This is a genomic window from Chryseobacterium sp. Bi04, assembly GCF_918698085.1.
GTDB lineage: Bacteria > Bacteroidota > Bacteroidia > Flavobacteriales > Weeksellaceae > Chryseobacterium.
This window is the reverse complement of record NZ_CAKKLP010000002.1, coordinates 360785-382004: the sequence shown is the minus strand read 5'-3', so window position 1 is coordinate 382004 and position 21220 is coordinate 360785. Positions and strand designations below refer to the sequence as shown.

The 21220-nt window shown below is 35.0% G+C and carries 23 protein-coding genes and 1 tRNA gene; 9 read left to right on the top strand and 15 right to left on the bottom strand.

Annotation, left to right across the window (positions count from 1 at the left end):
- Positions 1–19: 19 nt before the first annotated feature.
- Complete coding sequence (locus tag LQV47_RS06010; protein ID WP_230034868.1) at positions 20–439, bottom strand: hypothetical protein; 420 nt, start codon at positions 437–439, stop codon at positions 20–22.
- 200 nt (positions 440–639) lie between these two features.
- Between LQV47_RS06010 and LQV47_RS06005 the strand changes: the two genes are divergently transcribed.
- A complete protein-coding gene (locus tag LQV47_RS06005) occupies positions 640–2613 on the top strand; it encodes an ATP-binding protein (RefSeq protein WP_230034866.1) in 1974 nt (657 codons plus the stop codon).
- Positions 2603–3235, top strand: a complete 633-nt coding sequence (locus tag LQV47_RS06000) for a response regulator transcription factor (RefSeq protein WP_230034865.1) — start codon at positions 2603–2605, stop codon at positions 3233–3235. The genes LQV47_RS06005 and LQV47_RS06000 overlap by 11 nt, the downstream gene beginning before the upstream one ends.
- Positions 3236–3288: 53 nt before the next feature.
- On the opposite strand, the gene LQV47_RS05995 is transcribed toward LQV47_RS06000, so the two are convergent.
- Positions 3289–3708, bottom strand: a complete 420-nt coding sequence (locus LQV47_RS05995; protein ID WP_230034863.1) for a hypothetical protein — start codon at positions 3706–3708, stop codon at positions 3289–3291.
- A 248-nt stretch (positions 3709–3956) separates the two neighbouring features.
- On the opposite strand from LQV47_RS05995, the gene LQV47_RS05990 reads away from it, so the two are divergent.
- The 4 genes from LQV47_RS05990 to LQV47_RS05975 all read left to right on the top strand — a co-directional run bounded on the left by LQV47_RS05990 (position 3957) and on the right by LQV47_RS05975 (position 8130).
- Entirely contained in the window at positions 3957–4601 is a 645-nt protein-coding gene (locus LQV47_RS05990) for an alpha/beta fold hydrolase (RefSeq protein WP_230034861.1), read from the top strand.
- 114 nt (positions 4602–4715) lie between these two features.
- Positions 4716–6038 (top strand): PDZ domain-containing protein, encoded by a 1323-nt coding sequence (locus LQV47_RS05985; RefSeq protein ID WP_230034859.1) that lies wholly within the window; start codon positions 4716–4718, stop codon positions 6036–6038.
- A 240-nt stretch (positions 6039–6278) separates the two neighbouring features.
- A complete protein-coding gene (locus LQV47_RS05980; RefSeq protein ID WP_230034857.1) occupies positions 6279–7601 on the top strand; it encodes a PDZ domain-containing protein in 1323 nt (440 codons plus the stop codon).
- Position 7602: 1 nt separating this feature from the next.
- Entirely contained in the window at positions 7603–8130 is a 528-nt protein-coding gene (locus tag LQV47_RS05975) for a hypothetical protein (RefSeq protein WP_230034854.1), read from the top strand.
- Here the strand turns inward: LQV47_RS05975 and LQV47_RS05970 are convergent.
- The 4 genes from LQV47_RS05970 to LQV47_RS05955 all read right to left on the bottom strand — a co-directional run bounded on the left by LQV47_RS05970 (position 8123) and on the right by LQV47_RS05955 (position 11977).
- The gene (locus tag LQV47_RS05970) at positions 8123–9160 is read right to left on the bottom strand and encodes a L,D-transpeptidase (RefSeq protein WP_230034949.1); all 1038 of its coding nucleotides are present in this window, start codon (positions 9158–9160) and stop codon (positions 8123–8125) included. The genes LQV47_RS05975 and LQV47_RS05970 overlap by 8 nt on opposite strands.
- A 121-nt stretch (positions 9161–9281) precedes the next feature.
- Positions 9282–10040, bottom strand: a complete 759-nt coding sequence (locus LQV47_RS05965; RefSeq protein ID WP_230034852.1) for a helix-turn-helix transcriptional regulator — start codon at positions 10038–10040, stop codon at positions 9282–9284.
- Positions 10041–10570: 530 nt separating this feature from the next.
- A complete protein-coding gene (locus LQV47_RS05960; protein ID WP_230034850.1) occupies positions 10571–10981 on the bottom strand; it encodes a hypothetical protein in 411 nt (136 codons plus the stop codon).
- 189 nt (positions 10982–11170) lie between these two features.
- Entirely contained in the window at positions 11171–11977 is an 807-nt protein-coding gene (locus tag LQV47_RS05955) for an AraC family transcriptional regulator (protein WP_230034848.1), read from the bottom strand.
- A gap of 142 nt (positions 11978–12119) precedes the next feature.
- Here LQV47_RS05955 and LQV47_RS05950 point away from each other — a divergent pair, with 142 nt between their 5' ends.
- Positions 12120–12416 (top strand): hypothetical protein, encoded by a 297-nt coding sequence (locus tag LQV47_RS05950; RefSeq protein WP_230034846.1) that lies wholly within the window; start codon positions 12120–12122, stop codon positions 12414–12416.
- On the opposite strand, the gene LQV47_RS05945 is transcribed toward LQV47_RS05950, so the two are convergent.
- The 3 genes from LQV47_RS05945 to LQV47_RS05935 form a co-directional block, all read right to left on the bottom strand.
- Positions 12406–12543 (bottom strand): hypothetical protein, encoded by a 138-nt coding sequence (locus tag LQV47_RS05945; RefSeq protein ID WP_230034844.1) that lies wholly within the window; start codon positions 12541–12543, stop codon positions 12406–12408. The two genes, LQV47_RS05950 and LQV47_RS05945, sit on opposite strands and share 11 nt — an antisense overlap.
- Before the next feature lie 309 nt (positions 12544–12852).
- Complete coding sequence (locus tag LQV47_RS05940; protein WP_230034842.1) at positions 12853–13173, bottom strand: hypothetical protein; 321 nt, start codon at positions 13171–13173, stop codon at positions 12853–12855.
- A gap of 174 nt (positions 13174–13347) precedes the next feature.
- A complete protein-coding gene (locus tag LQV47_RS05935; protein ID WP_230034840.1) occupies positions 13348–14250 on the bottom strand; it encodes an alpha/beta hydrolase in 903 nt (300 codons plus the stop codon).
- Between the two features lie 625 nt (positions 14251–14875).
- On the opposite strand from LQV47_RS05935, the gene LQV47_RS05930 reads away from it, so the two are divergent.
- Together LQV47_RS05930 and LQV47_RS05925 are read left to right on the top strand one after the other, a co-directional pair.
- Positions 14876–15229, top strand: coding sequence for a transposase (locus LQV47_RS05930; RefSeq protein ID WP_230034838.1), 354 nt, complete (start codon positions 14876–14878; stop codon positions 15227–15229).
- Between the two features lie 19 nt (positions 15230–15248).
- The gene (locus tag LQV47_RS05925) at positions 15249–16199 is read left to right on the top strand and encodes a transposase (RefSeq protein WP_230034947.1); all 951 of its coding nucleotides are present in this window, start codon (positions 15249–15251) and stop codon (positions 16197–16199) included.
- Between the two features lie 426 nt (positions 16200–16625).
- Here LQV47_RS05925 and LQV47_RS05920 read toward each other — a convergent pair.
- The 6 genes from LQV47_RS05920 to holA all read right to left on the bottom strand — a co-directional run bounded on the left by LQV47_RS05920 (position 16626) and on the right by holA (position 21213).
- A tRNA-Ser gene (locus LQV47_RS05920) sits at positions 16626–16710 on the bottom strand.
- Positions 16711–16927: 217 nt separating this feature from the next.
- The gene (locus LQV47_RS05915) at positions 16928–17140 is read right to left on the bottom strand and encodes a glyceraldehyde-3-phosphate dehydrogenase (protein WP_230034836.1); all 213 of its coding nucleotides are present in this window, start codon (positions 17138–17140) and stop codon (positions 16928–16930) included.
- A gap of 215 nt (positions 17141–17355) precedes the next feature.
- A complete protein-coding gene (locus LQV47_RS05910; RefSeq protein ID WP_230034834.1) occupies positions 17356–17733 on the bottom strand; it encodes a VOC family protein in 378 nt (125 codons plus the stop codon).
- Positions 17734–18012: 279 nt separating this feature from the next.
- Complete coding sequence (trxB, locus tag LQV47_RS05905) at positions 18013–18954, bottom strand: thioredoxin-disulfide reductase (RefSeq protein ID WP_230034832.1); 942 nt, start codon at positions 18952–18954, stop codon at positions 18013–18015.
- Positions 18955–19222: 268 nt separating this feature from the next.
- Positions 19223–20113, bottom strand: coding sequence for a hypothetical protein (locus tag LQV47_RS05900; protein WP_230034830.1), 891 nt, complete (start codon positions 20111–20113; stop codon positions 19223–19225).
- 62 nt (positions 20114–20175) lie between these two features.
- Entirely contained in the window at positions 20176–21213 is a 1038-nt protein-coding gene (holA, locus tag LQV47_RS05895; protein WP_230034828.1) for a DNA polymerase III subunit delta, read from the bottom strand.
- Between the last annotated feature and the right edge of the window lie 7 nt (positions 21214–21220).

The window sequence follows — 21220 nt, the reverse complement described above, 5'->3', positions numbered from 1 at the left end:
CGTTCGAAAATAATTGATTTTAAAATGTGTAGCTTGCAGAAGCCGATAAATACTGGCCGCTGGAAGTACCTTCTTTTTTTAATTCTCCGTCTACCCAGATTTGAACTTTCAACGTTGAAGAAGCATCTGCCCCAATGGCATTTACTGCAACATTAGCATTATAAGCTCCTGATTCTGAGGTTACTTCAGGACTTGTCCAGGTTGTACCGCTAAGACTTGAAGCCGTTGTAGGATTACCATCTATTCCGTATACCGCTACATCAATGTCAGCTCCTGTAGAAGCAATCGCTTTAAAAACCACTTTATGGCTTTTCCCACTTCCAGGAACATTATCGTCGTCATCATCTTTACTGCAAGATGAAACAAAACCGATGAACATGGTTGCCAATAATACCACGAATGTACCTCTCAACAGTTGACTCATTCTCATTTTTTTCATAATCTTTTTGTTTAAATTTTAGTTACTATATTTAATATTCTATGATCATTGATTTGATAACTGCAAAGCTATTAGAGTCGCTAAACTTTATCAATCCTGAAAAATGAGTAATTTTTTCTACCTAAATTCAGGTATTTTTTTTGCTGAAATTTTTAATTAAATTGAGCATTTTTTAAAATATTATACAGAATTGCTCCATCATGAAGAGATTACTTATCCTATTAAGCTTATTCCTGTCTTTCGGTTTACGGTCACAGCAAATTATTCCTCTTCATGAACAACCTTATTTAGACAGTCTGCAAAACATTACAAAAACTCAGACTTCCCATATTCCAAAAGCCGATGCTTACTTTCTGCTGTCCAATTATTACAGGAATATTGATTCTCTTCTGAGCAGAAAGTACCTGGAAAACGGGAAAACATTCATCAAAAACAATGCTTTGCTTTCGGCAAAATATGATTTTTATAAAGCGCAATATTACCTGGACCGTAATAAGGGAAAAGCAGCTCTTTTTTATCAGCAGGCCATTAAAGGATTATCGAAGTTCAGGACTGAAGAAACGGATCTCCTTCAATCTTCGGCATGGTATAGCTATGGAGTAGCACAAAAAGATAAAAAGGGCTACCCTTTCCTGCTTAAGATTATCCTTGAAAAAAGCATTCCGCTGGCTAAAAAATATGAAAACAGCCGAAGTCTCGGGTTTCTATATACACAACTTGCCGTCGTTCTCATGTATAATGCCGAATTAAAAAAAGCTGAAAATTATAATACTAAAGCGTTAGAAATTCTTGAAAAAAATTATCCGAATTCTTCAGAACTATTTTTCACCTATCTCAATGCTGCCAACAATTTCTGCTACCAGATTAATGGAGATGAAGCAAAGAAATGTTTGGATAAAGCCGAAAAGCTGATCAGCCCTTATCCGGAATCCTCCGTCAATGCATTTTATTATTACAGCAAAACACTGTATTGCATTACCAAACAAAAAAATACTGAAGCACTGCCTGTGATTGAAAAAGGCATTCTTTATGCGAAAAAATTCAATCAGAATCTGCTGGCACAAATGTTCTATTTCAACAAATATGATATTCTAAGAAAATTAAAGAAATACAATGAGGCTAAAAATGTACTGGAAGGTATTTTAACAGAAAAATCACTTGCTCTTGACCTTAATAACCGAAAGACTATTTATAAGCAGCTCTCCATACTCAGTGAAGAAATGGGAAATGCGAAGGAAGCGCTGGTATGGGAACAAAGATATTCCGGTCTTAGTGACAGTTTGAATACCGAAAATACAAAGCTTGAGATTAATAAGATTGAATCAAAATTTAATACGGCTGAAAAAGAAAGAAAAATAGCCACGTTAAACGCTGAAAAAAAACAAAAAGAATTAGAAGTAAATAAGAAAAATTCCTACTTATGGGGATTGAGTCTCATCCTGGCATTAGCGTTAAGTCTTTTAATTTTCTTTTTTATCTTATTCAGAAAAAACAAAAAAATATCTGAGCAAAAGATCAACGATATTAAACAAAAGGAAGAACTATCACTCACCAAAGCCATTCTGGATGGTGAAGAAAGAGAGAGGGAACGTATTGCAAGAGATCTTCATGATGGTTTGGGCGGCATGCTTGCCGGCGTTAAAATTAATTTTTCCACGTGGTCATCCAGCCATTTAGATGCTGAAAAAGATCAGGAGTTTTATAGAATTCTGGGACAATTAGATAGCTCTGTGAGTGAACTCCGCCATGTGGCAAGAAACCTAATGCCGGAATCCTTACTTAATTTTGGGTTGGAAACCGCGTTACAGGATCTTTGTGAGTTTTATATCAGGAAAGACCTCGAAATTGATTTCCAGGCTATTGGTATTGAAAAAAATCTGCCAGTAACGATTCAGCTTAATATTTACCGTATTGTTCAGGAGCTATTGGCTAATGCCATTAAACATGCTGAAGCCAGTAATATTTTGCTGCAATGTTCACAATCGGGGAAGAGCTTTTTGATCACTATTGAGGATAATGGAAAAGGATTTGAAAAAGATATAGAAAAGACCAGTAAAAGTATGGGACTCCTGAATCTAAAAAACAGGGTCAATTACCTGAGAGGAAAAATGGAGGTAAGTTCAGATATTCAAGGGACAACGATAAACATAGAACTTAATATTGATGGAGAATAAAAAAATAAATATTGTCATTGTAGATGATCATCCTATCGTTATTGAAGGATTGAAAATGATGCTGAACAATCAGCTGCATTTTACAGTTTCAGAAAGTTTTACTTCCGGTTCGGAAATTATTGATTTTATAAGATCTCATAAAGTTGATATTATCCTTTTAGACATTACGCTGCCTGATGCTAATGGGACGGAGCTCTGCAGGGAAATCAAAAAAATATCCCCCGATACTTCAGTCATTATGTTCAGTAACCGTTCTGAGAGAAGCATCATTATGCAATCCCTTCAAAACGGTGCCAGTGGTTATATTCTTAAAAATACTTCGATTGATGAATTGGTGGTTTGTATACAGGGAGCCCACTCAGGAAATATTGTTTTCTGTAATGAAACCAGACAGATTATCAGTAAACCTTCTCAACATGACCATCCTATACCCAGACTTACCAAAAGAGAGAAACAGATCCTGCAGATGGTAGCAGAAGGAAAAACAAGCATGATGATTGCCGATGAACTGTTTCTGAGTCCTCTTACTGTAGATACCCACCGTAAAAATCTATTACAGAAATTTCAGGCAAAAAATTCTACCGAACTTATCAATATTGCTGTACAGCAGAATATGATCTGAAAATAAAAAACCGCTTTAAAAGCGGTTTTAAATGATATATTAAATATTTTTATTTACAATTCTAAGAAGCTGTAATCAATAGAAGCTACTAAAACTCCTTTTCCTTTCTTTTTGCTGGTTCTTACAATTTCGCCGTCTATCCAAAGATTGATGGTCAATTCTGAATCCACTTCGGGAAGTAACGCATTGGCATCCAGATTCAATTGTGCCTGACTGGAATTCACGAAAAACTCTTCGCTTTTCCATGAGGTTCCTACTGGATCAAAAATATCGGTTTTATTAGTACCCACCTGTGTTACAATAGTTTTAAGTACTCCTCCGGTAGTTGTTTTCACTTCGAACTGAACCACATGATCCTGAAATTCATCATCGTCATCTTTTTTACAAGAACTTACAACGGTAATCACAGAAAATAATAAAACGAATAAAAAAGAAAGTCTAAGTAAACTTTTTGATTTGTAAAATTGCTTCATTTCTTCAAATAGATTTTTTAATGTTTCAAATATAAGTTTTTTATTAATATAAAAATAACTTTTATGAAAAATTTCCAATAAAAAATTGTAAATAATATCAAATCAATAAAAACTAAAATAAATCTGTAAAACGTAATAATACAGCACAACCAGCTAATCATTACACATACAATATATTCTTTGATAAGTTGCCCAAACGAATCATAAAAGGTAGGATTACAATGTGATTTATTAATTATATTTGCTGTATGAATTTAGATTATCTAGTAAGAGAACCAGAGAATATTACAGCCAGTACTCCTATTCTTTTTATGCTCCACGGATATGGCAGCAACGAACAGGATCTTTTCAGTTTCAGAGAAACATTACCTGCTGATTGGCTTATCATAAGTTTCAGAGCACCCAGAGACACCCAATTTGAAGGGTATTCATGGTTTGATATTGACTTCAACAACCCAGAAAATTTCATTGATGTGGACCAGGCTAAAGAATCATTGGATGGTGCATTGGAAAGTATATTGAAAATTATCAATCATTATGGTCTTACAGAAAGTAAGGTTCATTTGTGTGGTTTCAGCCAGGGAGGAATATTATGTTATGCCCTGGCGTTGAAGCACCCTGAATTATTTAATAATATTGCCTGTCTCAGTTCATATCCGGAAGAGAAACTGTTAGATGGTATTGTAAAAGATAAGAAGAAACTTGAAAAATTACGTTTTTTCATATCACATGGAACAGATGATGCGGTCATTCCGTTAGAATGGGGAAGAAAAGCTGCCGACCTGTTGTATGATCTAAGCTGTTATTTTACTTTCAGGGAGTATATGAGCGGACACGGTGTCAATCAAAAAAATTATATGGACCTTATGGATTTTTATTCAAAAAACGCATAATCTTATTTGAAATAATTTCAAGATAAACACTACATTATTGTAGTTTATATAAACATTCCTGCTTTTGGAATGTTTTTTCATTCACAATCAAGATAATTTCGCTAAATTCAGTAAATGAAATTCAAGCTTCTTTTACTGGGTGTATTGTTTAGCATTTTTATAAATGCCCAGGACTCATTTGAGCTGATCAACACCAAAAAAGCTGTTATCCCTTTTAAGTTTATCAATAACCTTATCTTCATTCCTATCACCATTAATGGAGCAGAATTAACCTTTCTGGTGGATACGGGTGTAGCGGAAACACTGCTTTTCAGCCTGGAAAACAAAGAGGTTAAGCTCGAAAATGTTGAAAAAATAAAATTTTCAGGTCTTGGAGGAAGCCTAAGTATTGATGGATTCAAATCTGAGCGTAACACAGCCCGCATTGGTGACGCAGTCATCAATACCTCGATGTCTCTTTATATTATTCTTGATGAAGAGTTTAATATTTCATCTCATGTAGGAATTCCCGTAAATGGAGTCATTGGATATCATTTTTTTAAAAATCATCCTATTTCTATAGATTACCAGGCAAAGAAAATTACCATCTATGAAAATGCAGACCTGCTAAAAAAGAAAATAAGAAAATATGATGAATTCCCTATCACAATTGAAAAAGATAAACCTTATGTTTATGCTGATGTAGAGATGACCAATGAAAAGAATAGCTCAAAACTTTTGATTGACCTTGGGAACAGCGATGCGATATGGCTCTTCCCTACTCTTATCAAAAATTTTGTATATAACAGACCTAATATTGAAGATTTTCTGGGCCGCGGATTCAATGGAGATATCTATGGTAAAAGAAGCAGGATACATAATTTTTATCTTGGAGACTTTCGGTTTGAAAAACCACTGACTGCTATGCCGGATGAATTTTCTATCCAGCATGTTAATTTAGTGGATAATAGAAAAGGTTCTGTGGGTTCAGAAATTATGCGGAGGTTTAGTATTGTTTTTGATTATGCCAACAAAAAATTATTTTTAAAGAAAAACCGAAATTTCAATGATCCTTTTCATTTTAATATGAGTGGATTAGATTTCAGACAGGATGGGTTAGAATGGGGACATGAAAGAGTACAAATTGAAACTCATTCATCCACTACCAGTACAAATTCGGTTTATAAAGGGGATTCTTTTCAATATAAATTTACTCTGAAGCCTCTCTTTTCAATTTCAGGAGTAAGAAAAGACTCCCCAGCCGATAAAGCGGGTCTCAAAAAAGATGATAAAGTAATCAGCATCAACAGAAATAAAGCTTCCGACATGACCCTGGAGGCCATCATAGAGCTTATGAAATCATCCGAAGGGCAAAGTATCACCATTGTTGTTCAGAGAAAGAATGAAACCCTAACCTTAAGTTTCACTTTAGAAGATCCAATACCTTATCAAGATTAATATATAAAAACCGGGGAAGCACCTCTCACCAAAGAAAAATATGCGGGTATAAGGATGAGTTTCCGGAAGTACCAGCAAAGCAGGTAAATCACACCTTTCTTTTTCTCTTTTCCATTCTCAGGATGACTTCCTTTACGATGCATTATGTAGAAAACAAATAAAAAGCTCTGAATCCCTGTAGATATTCATCATTTGGAATGTTTTTATTTACAATTAAGATAATTTCGTTAAATTCAGTAAATGAAATTAAAATTTATTTTATTATTTCTTTTCTTTGGCATTTTAGGTAATGCACAGAATTCTTTTGAATTAATCAACGCTAAAAAAGCGGTTATTCCTTTTAAACTTATCAATAATCTGATCTTTATTCCTATTAATATCAATGGGGCAGAGCTTACTTTTTTAGTAGATACGGGAGTGTCTGAAACCATGCTTTTCAGTCTGGAAAACAAGGAAATAAAGCTTGAAAACGTTGAAAAAATAAAGTTTTCAGGCCTGGGCGGAAGTTTAAGCCTTGATGGATTCAAGTCTGAACGCAATACTGCCAGAATAGGTGATGCTATTATCAATACCTCTATGTCTCTTTATATTGTTACCAATGAAGAATTCAACATTTCACCCCATGTAGGGATCCCTGTAAACGGAGTGATTGGGTACCATTTTTTCAAAAACCATCCGGTTTCAATAGATTATCTGGCTAAGAAACTAACGGTATATGAAGATACTGGCCTGTTTAAAAAGAAAATCAAAAAATTTGAAGAACTTCCGATTACCATAGAAAAAGATAAACCCTATCTCTATACCGATATAGAGATGACCAATGAAAAGAAAAGTTCAAAATTATTAATTGACCTCGGAAACAGCGATGCCATATGGCTATTCCCTTCTCTCATTAAAAACTTTGTTTATAACAGACCCAATATTGATGATTTCCTGGGGCGTGGCTTTAATGGAGATATCTATGGTAAGAGAAGCAGAATTCATAATTTTTATATTGGAAAATTTCAGTTTGAAAAACCATTGACTGCAATGCCCGATGAGTTTTCTGTCCAGCATGTGAATCTTGTAAAAGACCGGAAAGGATCTATAGGTGGAGAAATTATGCGTCGTTTTACCATTTTTTTTGATTATAATAATAAAAAGTTATACCTTAAAAAAAATAGAAATTTTGATGATCCTTTTCATTTTAATATGAGCGGACTTGATTTCAAGCAAGACGGTATGCAATGGGCTGAAGAAAGAGTAAAAATTGAACCCAAACCTTATGCCGGTTCTATGAATGAAACCTATAAAGCAGAATCGTTTCAGTATAATTTCAGTTTAAAACCTCTTTTTTCAATTGCAGGGGTCAGAAAAGACTCTCCCGCCTATAAGGCAGGTTTAAAAACAGATGACAGACTTATCAGCATCAACGGTAAAAATGCATCAAATATGACATTACAAAAAATTATTGAATTAATGAAATCTTCTGAAGGCCGTGATATTACCATTGTTGTTCAAAGAAAAAATGAAACATTAAAAATAAGTTTCACTTTAGAAGATCCAATACCTTATCAAGATTAATATGAAAACAGAAGAAACTACTTTAGACAGGATAAGAACCCGGCCGAGATTTAAAATGTTTACACATCTTACCAAAGAAGAATATGCGGAAAATTTAAAAACATACCTTGCCGGACATAAGGATGAATTTTCCGGAAACATTAACAAAGAGGTTGCTACCATCTGTGTAGAAACAGAATATGACAATTATTGGAAACCACGCCTGTCTTTGCGGGTAGAAATGGAAGATGACCATACGGTAATCCGTGGAGTATTTGGTCCCAGCTCAGCAGTCTGGACATTTTTCATGTTTCTTTATTTCTCTTTTTCCATTCTGTGGATGACTTTCTTTACAATGTATTATGTAGAAAAGCAAATAAAAAGCGCCGAATACCCGTGGGCACTGAGCGCTTCTTTTGTTATGTTATTTTTTATTCTGCTTACCTATGCTGCAGCGAGATTCGGGCAGCATAAAGGAAAAGAAGAGATGCTTAAACTGAGAAGATTCGCTGAAGAATCTACGTTACAGTTTGAAAAAAAGATTAATTAGATTCGGGTTCTACAGGACTTTCATTATCAACCGGAGTCGCCATTGCTTTAGCCGCTTTGATAGAATCGGCTACTTTTTCTCTGTTGCTTTGTTCTTTCAGCATTTTGGGCACATCCGGTTCCAATAATTTGGTCAGCTCTTCTACAGAAATATTATTGGCATTGGGATCGTCCAGTAGTTTCTTCCAAGGTCTTCTTCCTCCCCAATTATAGTCACCAAATACCATTACTGCCGTTCCTTTGGCTTTTGTGGTAGCACCTCCCGGATTCAATATCCAGGTATCTGCATAAGAATACAACCATTGGGCATCTTTTCTCAATAACCGTAAGCATGAGTGTGATGCAGGATATCCCGGAAGCGTATATTCATGCCATCCGATTCCTCCAATATTATGGATATTAAAATTGTAAGGAAGTTTCCATTCAGTGCTGACAGTAGAAATAGAGAGTTTCTTTTTCCAATTGGCAAAAGTAAGTCCTCTTGTTGTCTGCGCTGCTTTTTTCCCCATACTTGTAGGGCCCCATTTCACCAGACTTCCGTTAGAATAGACAGCATAAGCCTGTATAGGGTATGAAAAGATGACAAATTTCTTTACACCGCTTAATACATCAAGCTGCATAGGAAAAGGTGAATAAGCCATCAGGGTGGTATCTATTTTTGCAGGAACCACTAAGGTATCTGCATTCCACTTACTTTTAGAATCCAATCTGTTTAAGGCTAAAATAGCGGTACGTTCTTTTTCGTTGTATTTTTTGCTGAATTCCGCATAGAGGGAATCCCTCATTTTTTTATCTTTTGGAATAACGAAAGCATTGTAGAATCCATTTTCCTGCATCACCGGTGGTACAGATTCTTTCTTAACTACCGGTACGGAATCTTTCTTGATGGAATCAGTCTCCGCGTCAGGATTTCCCGATACGGAAGAAACTGTATCTTTAAAAGTATCACTTATTTTTTCTACTTCTTTTTTACAGGAAACAAGAAATACTGCGCATAAGAATGCGTATAGAAATAATTTTTTCACAGACATGTTCTTCATAAATAAATTAGGTCACTTAGTTTGACTACCCAGTACAAATATCAGACCTAAAATCGAATCAAAAAAGACATTATAGAAAATACCGTAAAAAAACGGTAATAAAGTATATTTTTTACAACAATTTATTGGTTTTAGCATAAGTTAACGCTTCCGCAATATTATTTACCCCAATTTTTTCAAAAAGCTTTTTCCGGTGAAATTTCACGGTATCGGCAGTAATAAAAAGTTTTTCAGAGATCTCATTAATCGTCAAACCACTTGCATATAGACTTAAAATATCATATTCCCTGGAGGAGAGTTTTATTTTTTCGGTTTTTTCCCAGATATCTGTTATATAATCATACTTCCATAGGGTATCCGATCCTTCTTTGCTAAGGACAACATTCCCGGAAGAGCTGCTGTTAGAGAGTGAAACGATACATAAAGCTTTCCACACCTGCCCTTCTTCTGTAAGAAACATCGGGGTAAGTTTATGATTGACAAGAATAAGGTTCTTTTTACCGTTGATAAGATAAAAGTCGTAAGAGATGGAATACAGTTTCCTTTCCTCTACAGGAATGGTTTCATAGAAATCAAATCCGGCTTTATTGATCTTAATCAGCATCTCTACATCTTCAGGTTTTACATTCTGAAAATAAAAAGCATAGCCCAGCTCCTTTACTTCCTTAGAGCTTTTTCCACACAGGAAAAGAGGATTTTCAGAAACATATTCAAATGCTTTCGTTTGATAATTAATAACGTATAGACTCTGATAAGTGGTTCTTGCCAATGCTTTTACGGCCTCCAGATAATCTCCGGACTGGCTGAAGTCGATATCCGCATCTTTACCGACTTCATTTTTATCATTAAAAAATCTATTAATATCTTCCATAGGTTTAAATACAAATCTACACACTACACAAAGGAGTAGTTTTAGCTTTGGTACCACAAATCTACACAAAAGTGTAGCAGTTTTCAAAATACCGTGATTTACTTTTGCGAAAAGATTTTCATGATTGTACCATTTTAGAAGATCGATACAAGATGGGTTTGAAGATAGCTTTAAAGAAACTATCAAAAAACTCCTTTACTGTTATCAATAACCATGATATAAAGAAGCTGCCAAAACAATTCGGTCATCGTAAAAAGTAGATTTCAACAATGAAGTTTTTATCGTAATCGCCTCGGATAATGGAGGATTATTCAGACTGAAAATATTAAAACAACGGCCGAATTAGAGCAGCCTTCAAAAATCCGTTTTAAAGCAACATTACAAGCTGAGCTTATGAAAAGCTCCAGACTGATCGAAGCTCCGTGTCATTGATATTTCTCTATTACGGTCTTGCCTGGTAATGATTTTTTTTGAATTGGATTGAAGAAATCGGAAATTCCGGGATATACTTTTATATTTTTATAATACAATTACCTGAATAAAGAATTAAATCTATAATAATAAAGTAACCATAGGGCCAGCCAGGGTAGATTAATAATCAGAAAAACCATAATCTCCTGCCCATCAATTTCCCTATCTAAAATGAAAAAAAATGAAGAAGCTGAAGCAATAACGGGAAGTAAAAACCAACACAAAGCTACTTGTATTTTTCCCTGGAATTGTTTTAAAAAAGAAAATAAGCTGCTCAAGGAAGTTAAGCTCAGGAAAAACAGCCAAAAGATGATAAAGCCATAGGCGAGACCACTCATATCACAATTCCTAGGTTCTTCTATGATTTCTCTGGTAATACCTAAAAACACGATTAGAAAAACAACGGAAATAAACGTAGCAAAAAACCATGTTTTAAGTATAGACAACAGAATAAATTTTCTTTTTGACATCAAAGAGCTATATTTTTTACTAAAATAACATAAACTATGGAATGTACAAAATGTACAGTTTATTAAATAACGTACGTTCGGTTAAGAAAGCAAAGGGTTTAGAGCTGGAGGCTAAAAGTCTTGATTGACATGAATAACAATATTAACAATGGAATCCTTTAACCATTCCTTTGTGTAGGTTGGCAAAGTTCATTTTAATTCTGTAGGGGTCACTCCATATTTTTGTTTAAAAGAAAAGTAAAAGTGCGATAGGTTTTCAAAACCGAGATCTAAATAAATATCTGTGGGTTTTTGATTTTCCTTTGTAATTAATCGGTGAGCTTCCGTAAGCCGTTGTCCCTGTAGCCATTGTCGGGGTGATTGTCCAAATGTTTTTTTAAAATCGCGTTTAAAAGAAGCTAAGCTTCGTCCTGTTAGCTTAGCAAACTGTTCAATGGGAACATTGGATTTATAATTTTGCAACATGAATTTTTCAATATCAATTTTGTGCAGTTTGCTGAAATCGAACAAGAATTTTTTAAAATCGGGATTGTACTGTAACAGTAATTCAATGGCTTCATTAATTTTTATGTCGGAAAGCGAATGTGTTTTTTTTATCGTACTGTCTTCATAAGGGAGTAACGACTTAAAATAACCTTGTATGAAAGGATTTTTTTTGATAATTATTGTGCTTTCACCTATATATCTTTCCTGTTCGGGAATTCTATGGAGTGATGCATATTTACGCAATACATCCTCGTTTAAAAAAATGGCAACTGCTTTGTATTCGCCGTTGCTTCCAGGTATTTTAACAGCCCTGAACAATTGGTTTTTACGAACCAAAATTATACTGCCCTCTTTGAATACTAAGTTTTTACCGGTTATTTGCATGTGTGTTTCGCCCGAAAGATGAATAGCTAAAAAATGTTCAGGCAAAATTTGCTCATCCGACCTGTATTTTTCACAAGCACAGGAAAATAGCAGGTTGCTAAATATGTCATTTTTATTTTCTCCCATTTTACTATTTGACCATTCAATTCACTTCATTTTCAAAGATAGCAGCACAGAGAATACGAATGGTAATCATTCCAACAAAAAAGATAGCCAGTCCCAATTTATTTTTGCGCTTATTTTTCCGGCTCTAAAAAGTAAATAACCTATGAAAATATTAAATAATCCAAAAAAAACGTTGGTCAATGGAGAGGAAATACCTTTCCCGGGAGGATCAGCGAATGGTGATGGAAATGCATCACCCGATATTCCATTCACAAAATGCGGTATGGCATTGGTTAAAAAAAATCCAGCGAAAAATGCTGCAACGAAATGGTACCATTTCGTAGAATTTTCTAATAGCTTGTCTATTTTTCCACAAAAAATGCTTTATTTTAGAAAGGAAAATAAATTTTCCTGTCAAACAATATTTTCAATCCACTTGAAAAATAAATTTAATCATTGATATATTTGTTAAACCACTCTAATAAAAGTTCCGGGTTATCATTAAAATAGGTATAGCCGTGAAAGCAGTTGGAAGTATCTTCAATCCAAAACAGTTTTTTATCTTCGGATGCTAAGTTGTCAAACATAGTTTGTATATCTGATGGATAAACCATTGAATCATTATGTACCTGTACTATAAGTATGAGTATAGTTACCGATTTTGCGTGCTCAACTGGAGATAACTGGTCGAAATTTAAACCTGTTATGTCATACATCGTCTTTTCTGATAAAGCTACCCCAGCCTTTTTGTCAATACCGAGGTTGTCCCATCATAATATATACTGATACAGGCTGCAATCCAACCAATTGCTTAATATGGCTGAATTCTTCGGGGTGCTTACTGAAGGCTACAAAGGTAGAATTGCATCCATAGCATATGCTATAAAGCGCAGTTTTCATCTGAGCAGTATCTTTTCTTGATTTGGCGTAGCGTACATAGCCAATAACATCCATGTGTTCATACACTCCACTACCCCGCAACCATCATGAGCAGATTCGCTTTCGCCATGATTAGGTAAATCGTAAGCCAAAATATTATAACCTGTATCATGTAGTGTTTTATACTGTGCTACCTGATTGACTTCAAAACCGACAATATCATTCGGGGTTTTGTATCCGGGATAGCCATAGCGGTTTGCATCAAGAAAATGATTTACGATAAGGAGTTTATCGGATTCAGTGGGTATAAACAACATTTTAATTTCTATTCCATCCATTGCCGGAAAGCTAGCTTCTTCATATGCTAACCCATACTCAGCCGGATTTCTGGCAATTTCAGTACGAATTGGCTTGGCAAAAAATTCGTAAAAGTAATAAGGGTTTGCTGTTGCTCAGCCGTTAATTCGCTAATGTTGTTTTCTTTCCCTTCCATCTTTATTGTTTTGTGAAAATCAATTTAAGTATTTTTTAAAAAATTCGGTAGCCTTAGTTGTTACATCATTTACGAGTTCCGGTTTATCATAATAATTAAATTGTGTTTCTGTTCCCCAAACCAATTCTTTTTCGCCTTTTAGCTTGCTGTAAAAATTTTTAGATGCATTTGGAAGTACACAATTGTCTGAATGAAAAACAATGGCAGGAATATTTATATTTTCCGCTTTACTCATTGGGTCAAATTGAAACAAAGGTTCGAGACTTATAATTGCATATTCATTTTTAAATTCTTTTATATTACCCCTTTTTTCGTTTTCATAATAATCCACTTCATTATAATAAAAAGCATTTTTGTCTGTACTACTATATCCCGTAGCCGTTTTAGCTTCTCCTGTTTGTTCATAATCTTGTTTGGCTTGTTGAATAAATTGGATTAAGGCATTCATTTCTTCTTCATTACTTCCTCTTGCTTCTCCAAGTTCGGAAGGTCCACCCACCATTCCTGCTACAATAGCAATCGCATTTAATCTATCATCGGTTGCTGCCAAATGAGCAACATTGCCGCCTGAAGCACAGACGCCAAGAGCATTTACCTTATTGACATATGGTAAAGAAATCAGAAAGGTGACGGCCGCTTCCAGATCATTTCTTTTGATTTCGGGGTTTTCATATTGGCGGGGTTGTCCCTCACTTTCCCCATAAGTACGATAATCAAATGCCAACGCAACAAATCCATTTTCTGCCATTTTCCGGGCATAGCCTCCCGACATTTGCTCCTTAATTGAAAAAGCAGACCCCTGCGTAATGATTGAAGGGTATTGTTTTGTATCGTCGAAATTTGCCGGCTTATATAAATTACCACATAATTTTACTCCTTCTGCATTGAAGTAAACTTTTTCTTTTGAAATTGAATTTTCCATTTGTATTTTTTTATTGCTGTAAAGTTCAAGACAAAGTCAGAAATATTATTTGCTGTATGGCTCAAATAACACTTGCTGTATAGCTCATCTTTTTGCGTTATCTAAGTTTTGTTCTGTATGGGAATGAATCTTTTGAACTGCAAAACACTGGCTTGAGTGTTTGGCAAAACCAAATGTGTCAATAGTGTGGACTAAAAAAGTTGCTGTGCAATGGGCTTTTTAATCCCTTATTGTGTCTTATTTGTCGAGTTGCCGGCGGTTGCTACCATTGCTGCTAATGCTTTTCGTGCATTTATTTCCAGGGTTTGATCATGATTTGTGTTGTTTTAGCCATAGTTAATTATTTGTCAGGGTTTTTAAATATAGTACTATTTAGCAAAAATTAATAAGACTGTCAGGAAATTTTATAGGAAAGTTTAGTAATACTTTTCTTCATCATCAATAAATGGATCTCTATTCAGCTAACCGTGGGCTAAGCCAATGCGGCTGCGGAATCATTCAATGCTAAAATTAAAAACTTCAGGATGCAGCTTAGAGGAGTAAAAGATAGAACTTTCTTTCTGTTCAGATTAACGGATCAGGAGCAAAAGTTGGGGGGAATATTTAGTAATCTTATCTTTGTATTATGCTAAGCGATCACGAACTACTTAAATTATTACTTCCCGAGTTTTTAGTTGAACACTTTGATATAACCAAAGCAGAACAACATGATGCAGAACTTCATATTTATTTTGAAGAAAAAAGTAGCATTCCCTGTGAATTTAATGAAAGGCTATTGGAGTCGAAGGGCTTTTTACCTGAAATTATTGTGGATGACTACCCATTAAGGGGTAAAATTGTAAAACTTCATGTGAAAAGAAGAAGATGGACAGATAAATCATCAGGAGAAATCCTTCAAAGAGATTGGCAGCTTATATCCAAAGGAACACGTATGACCAAGGACTTTGCAGGATTCTTAAAAAAAATTAGCCGATACTAAGGCTCTTCCACTGAAGGTTATTGCAGAGCTCTTTGGAGTTAATGGTAAGACTTTTCAGAGACAATATAAAAATAAGCTCAGTGAATATGTACACTGGAAATATAGAGTTCATGCTGAGGACTGGGTTGTTTATCCTGAAAATCTTTCAGAATCTTTATCCTTAGACGAAGTGGCTCTGTCAGATGGGGAACTTTATACTGTTCTTACCTCTAAAAAAGCAAAAGGTAGAAAAGGCAATATTGTTGCTATTATAAAAGGTACTCAGAGCGATATTGTAATAGAACATCTTCTAAAAATAGACAGAAAGCTTCGGATCAGGGTTGAAGAAATCACTTTGGATATGGCCGGCTCGATGAAGCTTATTGCTAAAAGATGCTTCCCTAATGCTTCTCAGGTGATAGATCGCTTCCATGTTCAAAAGCTTGCCATAGAGGCACTTCAGGAAATCAGAATCAAACATCGTTGGGAAGCTATTGAAATGGAGAATAACGCTATTGAAGAGTCATCTAAAGGAACATCGGCAGATATAGAAACTTTTGAAAATGGAGATACCCGGAGACAACTTTTGGCAAGGAGCCGCTATTTACTTTACAAAAGTAGAGAAAAATGGAGTGAATCTCAAAGACTCAGAGCGGCCATCCTTTTTACACAATATCCTGATCTGGAAAAGGCTTACCATCTAACCGATGGCCTTAGAAAGATCTATAATCAGAAAATTACAAAGTCGGTAGCTATGACTAAACTGGCACACTGGTTTAGAAATATTGAAGAAGCCGATTTTAAATCATTTTCCACTTTAAAAAGAACAATAATGATCCATTACAGAGAGATTCTAAATTATTTTGATAAAAGAAGTACCAATGCGGCTGCGGAATCATTCAATGCTAAAATTAAAAACTTCAGGATGCAGCTTAGAGGAGTAAAAGATAGAACTTTCTTTCTGTTCAGATTAACTCAACTTTTTGCCTAGCCCCCAACTTTTGCACCTGATCCAATACACCTTTCTTTGACGCAAAGTTCTATTTTTATTATGCTTGATTTTAAGTGAGCCAAGAATGAATCGATTTCTAATCGATTTTGATGAAGCTAACTTTTTTATATCGCTTATTCAGCGACAAAGTCGCCTTTCTTTGCTTTCTTACAATAGAGCATTCGAATTATTTTTCCTTTGCGTGAATAAAAGGTTATTTCCATCCTATTTTCATGTCAAAATATAAAAATTACATATTTAATGTCATCCAAACAAGATGTTTTAGTTTAATCCAATTTGCTTAGTCCACAACTTTTGAGAATGATCCCCAACTTTTGCGCCTGATCCGTTTTCAAGCCTGATCCCATTGATTATGAAATGCTCAAAATAAAAAAGGATTAAATCTATTGATTTAACCCTTTTCTGCGGAGAGAGAGGGATTCGAACCCCCGGACCTGTTACAGTCAATAGTTTTCAAGACTATCGCAATCGACCACTCTGCCATCTCTCCTTAAACCCCGGCTATACCGTTGTTTTCAGTGGTGCAAATATAGAACGATTTTTAATTTCTGCAAAACTTTTACCGCACAAATTCTAACAAAAATCAATAAGGAGCTTAAAATCAGGTGAATTATTTTCACTCATTGTGTCCGTAAAACCTCTGTCATTATATTCTACAACTAAAAACGTAGTCTTTAAAAGTCTTCAGGCCTTATTTCGTATAGAGTTTATTCACCGTCTACGATGGCAATGAAACTATTTTTGATAAAATCCGACGGATATACAAACTGATCTCCATCGTCTCCCTTCACTACAATGGCTGCCTGCTCATCGTTCAGGCATTTATCCAACTGGGCTTTCATTTCATTAAGCCTTCCTTCTGCAATCTTAATAGTATACGTCCCTGTGACATGGGTGATTTTTATAATCTTTTTGTCCATATTATTTTTTTAAAGTTTGAAATCCAAATCTAGGTATTTTACTTTACGTGAGAGGTGTTTGTATGTACAAAATCAACATTTCCATTCTGTCATTCTGCAGGAATCTAAACAATTCTATTACTTATTTAATAAAAACAGCATCAAGCTCAAAATCCTAACCAATCAGGCTGGATTCCTAACAAATGACAAATCAGGAAAGTTTGTCTATAAGCAGTCTACTCTCCTGCTGGTTCGAACAATTCAATTTTATTTCCTTCAGGATCCAGGATGTGTACAAATTTTCCATATTCATAGGTGACCACCTCATCCAGAACAGTTACCCCTTCTTTTTTCAGCTCTTCTACCAATGCTTCAATATTTTCCACATGGTAATTGATCATAAATTCTTTTGTTGAAGGCTCAAAATATTGGGTAGACTCTTTAAAAGGACTCCACAGCGTATACCCTTTCTTATCCGAATCCACTTCTTTCCAGTCGAATTTGGTTCCGTAAGGGCTGGTTTCCAATCCCAGATGGGTCTTATACCATTCATTGATTTGTTCCGGTTCTTTACATTTAAAGAAAATTCCTCCGATGGCTGTTACTCTTTTCATTTTTTTTAGTTTTTGTTAATTTCTTTTAAATGGAATACAAATTCATATATTTTTGCAGTTTCACAAATATATCAATGTTTTATTACCTATTTTATTATTCAATTAATTTTTTGATATTAATTGCGAAGTAATTGTTGGAATACGCAAAGGCGCAAAGATTATATCTCAGATACAATTGATACCGCCATATCCTTGTAAACGCTCTATATTAAGAATCCACATAACAAACAAAAAAGCGCACCCTCACGGCACGCTTTGTATTTTATAAACTGAATACTATTAATGTAATTCAGCTAAATATTTCTCAGCATCCATTGCAGACATACATCCACTTCCTGCAGCTGTGATAGCCTGTCTGTAGATATGGTCCTGAACATCTCCTGCAGCAAATACTCCCGGAAGATTCGTTCTTGAAGAACCTTTTTCAGTTAAGATATATCCGTTTTCGTCAAGATCTACCTGACCTGCAAAGATATCTGTATTGGGTTTATGACCAATAGCAATGAAAATTCCTTCAACCTCTACTTTAGAAATTTCCTGAGTTTGGTTATTAATGATTACGGCTCTTTCTACCAAGCTGTTCTCTCCTTCTATCCCGATTAACTCATGGTGGAACTTCACTTCGATATTAGGAGTGCTTTCCACTCTGTGGATCATTGCTTTTGAAGCTCTGAAAACATCTTTTCTCACCAATAGGGTTACCTTTCTGCATAATTTAGCCAGATAAGTAGCTTCTTCAGCGGCTGTATCTCCTGCTCCTACTACTACTACATCTTTTCCTCTGTAGAAGAATCCGTCGCATGTAGCACAAGCGGAAACCCCGCCTCCTGCATATTTTTTCTCGTCATCAAGACCTAAATATTTTGCTGTAGCTCCTGTAGAGATAATTACTGTTTTGGCAAGAATTTCTTTGTTTCCTGCATATAATTTGTGAACACCACCTACTTCCTTAGAAAACTCAGCCTTAGTGATCATTTCATAATGAACTTTGGTATCAAATCTTTCTGCCTGTTTTTGCAGATCCATCATCATTTCAGGACCTGTAATCCCGGCTGGATACCCTGGAAAGTTATCAACTTCTGTAGTGGTTGTTAATTGTCCGCCCGGCTCCAAACCTGTATATAATTCAGGTTTCAAGTCTGCTCTTGCTGCATAGATAGCAGCGGTGAAGCCAGAAGGCCCAGATCCAACGATCACACAATCTAAAATGTTTTGCTCCATAATTTACTTGTTCGAAAAGATTTAATTAAATTAAGACTGCTAATTTCGGAATTTTTATGGTCTTTTTAAAGTTATTTTAATGATACTTGTCAATAACAGATATATCGGCTGTCAATTGATAGTTGATAGTTGATAGTTGATAGTTGATAGTTGATAGTTGATAGTTGATAGTGCAAAGTTAAAATACAGAATGTCCGGTATTTATTTTAATTAAAGAAATTATTGGTTAAATTTCATTCTCCATTTTTTCAACGTCCTGTTTTCCAACTCACGGCAGCATCCATCTCACCAGTTCTCCACGCTCCACAAGATTCCAGGAATGAGGGTGTTTTTTTCCGTTAGCTCTTATTCCACGGTTTTTGGTTTCTATATATTCTGACTTTTGATTTCCAAGATTGAGTAATGACTCATTAGCTTTTTTAAGCACAAACGCATTAAGATCTTCCCATTTTCTACCTTTATTTTGCTGTTGCCATTCCAGGTCCGGCTCGCAATAGAACCTTGTTTTAATTCCTTTTAAATATTGAATATTTTCAATTGAATTAGACGAAATCAGGTAAGGTGAAGCTGTTTTATATTTCCCTTGATTTTCAGAAGGTTTCCCCAGTTCTTTTTCAAAAAGCTCAACCAGAAATTTCCCTTCTTCAGCGGCATCAGCATCTATATTAGCTGAAATATCCTTTTGAGCATTATAATACAGCTGTTCCAGATCAATAGGAGAATCTATTACGAACATCCCTTTGGGCTGAACAGAATTATTATTTTTTATTAAATAACCTGAAAGTAAAAACGCGATATTACCTCCACCGGAAAAACCACCGATGAAAACATTTTTCTTATCAACGTTATGTTGATCCAATATAGAAAGTAAAGTTTCTGAGTATTCTTCTTTTTCAGCTTCCGTTAAAAAGAGCTTCTGATTATAGCCTAAAAGCAGCGTTGTAATTCCATCTTTCTCTATATCTTTCAGGAAGCCTGCTTCCATCTTTGTATGCTCAATATCACAAGGAAAACAAGGAAATAAAACCAAAACCGCTTTTTGATTTTCAGATTTTTTCAATTCATAATGATCTCCTTTTATAAATTGGCCCTCAACCTTCTTTGCTGTACAGCTTAGGAAAATCACAGATAAAACTATCAGAAAAATAATTTTTCGCATCACCTATATTTTAAAATCTAAAAATATCCTGTAAAATTCAAATTCCCCTAATTCGTAAAAATTTAGACTTTCATCTTAATTTTATCTACATTAATGATCTTATACACCAGTTCCTTAATGAGTTCTGCTTCCCCCATATTTACCGCACCAAGACCTTTTCCTTTCATATCAAATTCTCTTAAAATAGATATCACTCTTGTGGCATGTTTTAAAGGATATAACCTGGCACTTTCCGCATAATCTTTAATGAAATACGGATTAACTCCCATTTGTGAAGCAATAGTTTGCGGGGGCTGCCCAGCCATGGTCTGATAAATAATAACGTTGGAAAAATAGTTATACAGACTTGCAAGCAGCATTACAAAAGGGTTATTCTTAGGGTTTTTTCCCATAAAATGGGCAATTTTAAAGGCTGCATTGGCATTTTTTGTTCCCAAGGCCTTCTGAAGTTCAAAAACATTGTATTCTTTACTGATTCCAATATGGTTTTCAACAATCGTTCCGTCCAGTACTTCCCCTTCTTTAAGGATGATCTTTAATTTATTCAGCTCGTTGGCAATTCTGGACAGATCATTTCCCAGATACTCTGCAAGGAGATGTGAAATATTGGGAGCTGTTTTTATATTAAGTTTTGTGCACTCATCTGCAATCCATTTCGGAAGATTATTTTCCTTTACAGGCTCACTAAGGAAAAGAACTTTGGCTTTATCTAAAGCTTTAGCTGCTTTTTTCCGGCTGTCCAGTTTTTTATGTTTGTGTGCGAAAACCAGTACGGTAGAAGGTACCGGGTTTTCAACATAGGATTCCAGAATTCGGTTTTCGTCTTCATTCAACCTCAGATCCTGTGCTTCTTTAACGATGATCACCTGTTTGTCTCCCATCATCGGAAACTGCCTTGCCAGAGAAAGAACTTCCTGGTAAGAAGTATCTTTTCCATAGGTAACCGTTTGATTGAAAGCTTTTTCATCTTCCTCCAAAAAGTTATGCTCAAGGGCTTTTACAGCAACATCAATAAAGTAGGCTTCTTCTCCGTGGAAAAAATAAATAGGTAAAACTTCTTTATTTTTAATATTTTTGAGGATTAAATCTAATTCTTTCATCTTATTA

Excerpts from the sequence above, each read along its gene's own strand:
- LQV47_RS06010 (WP_230034868.1), bottom strand. The coding sequence starts at position 439 with ATGAAAAAAATGAGAATGAGTCAACTGTTGAGAGGTACATTCGTGGTA.
- LQV47_RS06005 (WP_230034866.1), top strand. The coding sequence starts at position 640 with ATGAAGAGATTACTTATCCTATTAAGCTTATTCCTGTCTTTCGGTTTA.
- LQV47_RS06000 (WP_230034865.1), top strand. The coding sequence starts at position 2,603 with ATGGAGAATAAAAAAATAAATATTGTCATTGTAGATGATCATCCTATC.
- LQV47_RS05995 (WP_230034863.1), bottom strand. The coding sequence starts at position 3,708 with ATGAAGCAATTTTACAAATCAAAAAGTTTACTTAGACTTTCTTTTTTA.
- LQV47_RS05990 (WP_230034861.1), top strand. The coding sequence starts at position 3,957 with ATGAATTTAGATTATCTAGTAAGAGAACCAGAGAATATTACAGCCAGT.
- LQV47_RS05985 (WP_230034859.1), top strand. The coding sequence starts at position 4,716 with ATGAAATTCAAGCTTCTTTTACTGGGTGTATTGTTTAGCATTTTTATA.
- LQV47_RS05980 (WP_230034857.1), top strand. The coding sequence starts at position 6,279 with ATGAAATTAAAATTTATTTTATTATTTCTTTTCTTTGGCATTTTAGGT.
- LQV47_RS05975 (WP_230034854.1), top strand. The coding sequence starts at position 7,603 with ATGAAAACAGAAGAAACTACTTTAGACAGGATAAGAACCCGGCCGAGA.
- LQV47_RS05970 (WP_230034949.1), bottom strand. The coding sequence starts at position 9,160 with ATGTCTGTGAAAAAATTATTTCTATACGCATTCTTATGCGCAGTATTT.
- LQV47_RS05965 (WP_230034852.1), bottom strand. The coding sequence starts at position 10,040 with ATGGAAGATATTAATAGATTTTTTAATGATAAAAATGAAGTCGGTAAA.
- LQV47_RS05960 (WP_230034850.1), bottom strand. The coding sequence starts at position 10,981 with ATGTCAAAAAGAAAATTTATTCTGTTGTCTATACTTAAAACATGGTTT.
- LQV47_RS05955 (WP_230034848.1), bottom strand. The coding sequence starts at position 11,977 with ATGGGAGAAAATAAAAATGACATATTTAGCAACCTGCTATTTTCCTGT.
- LQV47_RS05950 (WP_230034846.1), top strand. The coding sequence starts at position 12,120 with ATGAAAATATTAAATAATCCAAAAAAAACGTTGGTCAATGGAGAGGAA.
- LQV47_RS05945 (WP_230034844.1), bottom strand. The coding sequence starts at position 12,543 with ATGTTTGACAACTTAGCATCCGAAGATAAAAAACTGTTTTGGATTGAA.
- LQV47_RS05940 (WP_230034842.1), bottom strand. The coding sequence starts at position 13,173 with ATGGATGGAATAGAAATTAAAATGTTGTTTATACCCACTGAATCCGAT.
- LQV47_RS05935 (WP_230034840.1), bottom strand. The coding sequence starts at position 14,250 with ATGGAAAATTCAATTTCAAAAGAAAAAGTTTACTTCAATGCAGAAGGA.
- LQV47_RS05930 (WP_230034838.1), top strand. The coding sequence starts at position 14,876 with ATGCTAAGCGATCACGAACTACTTAAATTATTACTTCCCGAGTTTTTA.
- LQV47_RS05915 (WP_230034836.1), bottom strand. The coding sequence starts at position 17,140 with ATGGACAAAAAGATTATAAAAATCACCCATGTCACAGGGACGTATACT.
- LQV47_RS05910 (WP_230034834.1), bottom strand. The coding sequence starts at position 17,733 with ATGAAAAGAGTAACAGCCATCGGAGGAATTTTCTTTAAATGTAAAGAA.
- trxB (WP_230034832.1), bottom strand. The coding sequence starts at position 18,954 with ATGGAGCAAAACATTTTAGATTGTGTGATCGTTGGATCTGGGCCTTCT.
- LQV47_RS05900 (WP_230034830.1), bottom strand. The coding sequence starts at position 20,113 with ATGCGAAAAATTATTTTTCTGATAGTTTTATCTGTGATTTTCCTAAGC.
- holA (WP_230034828.1), bottom strand. The coding sequence starts at position 21,213 with ATGAAAGAATTAGATTTAATCCTCAAAAATATTAAAAATAAAGAAGTT.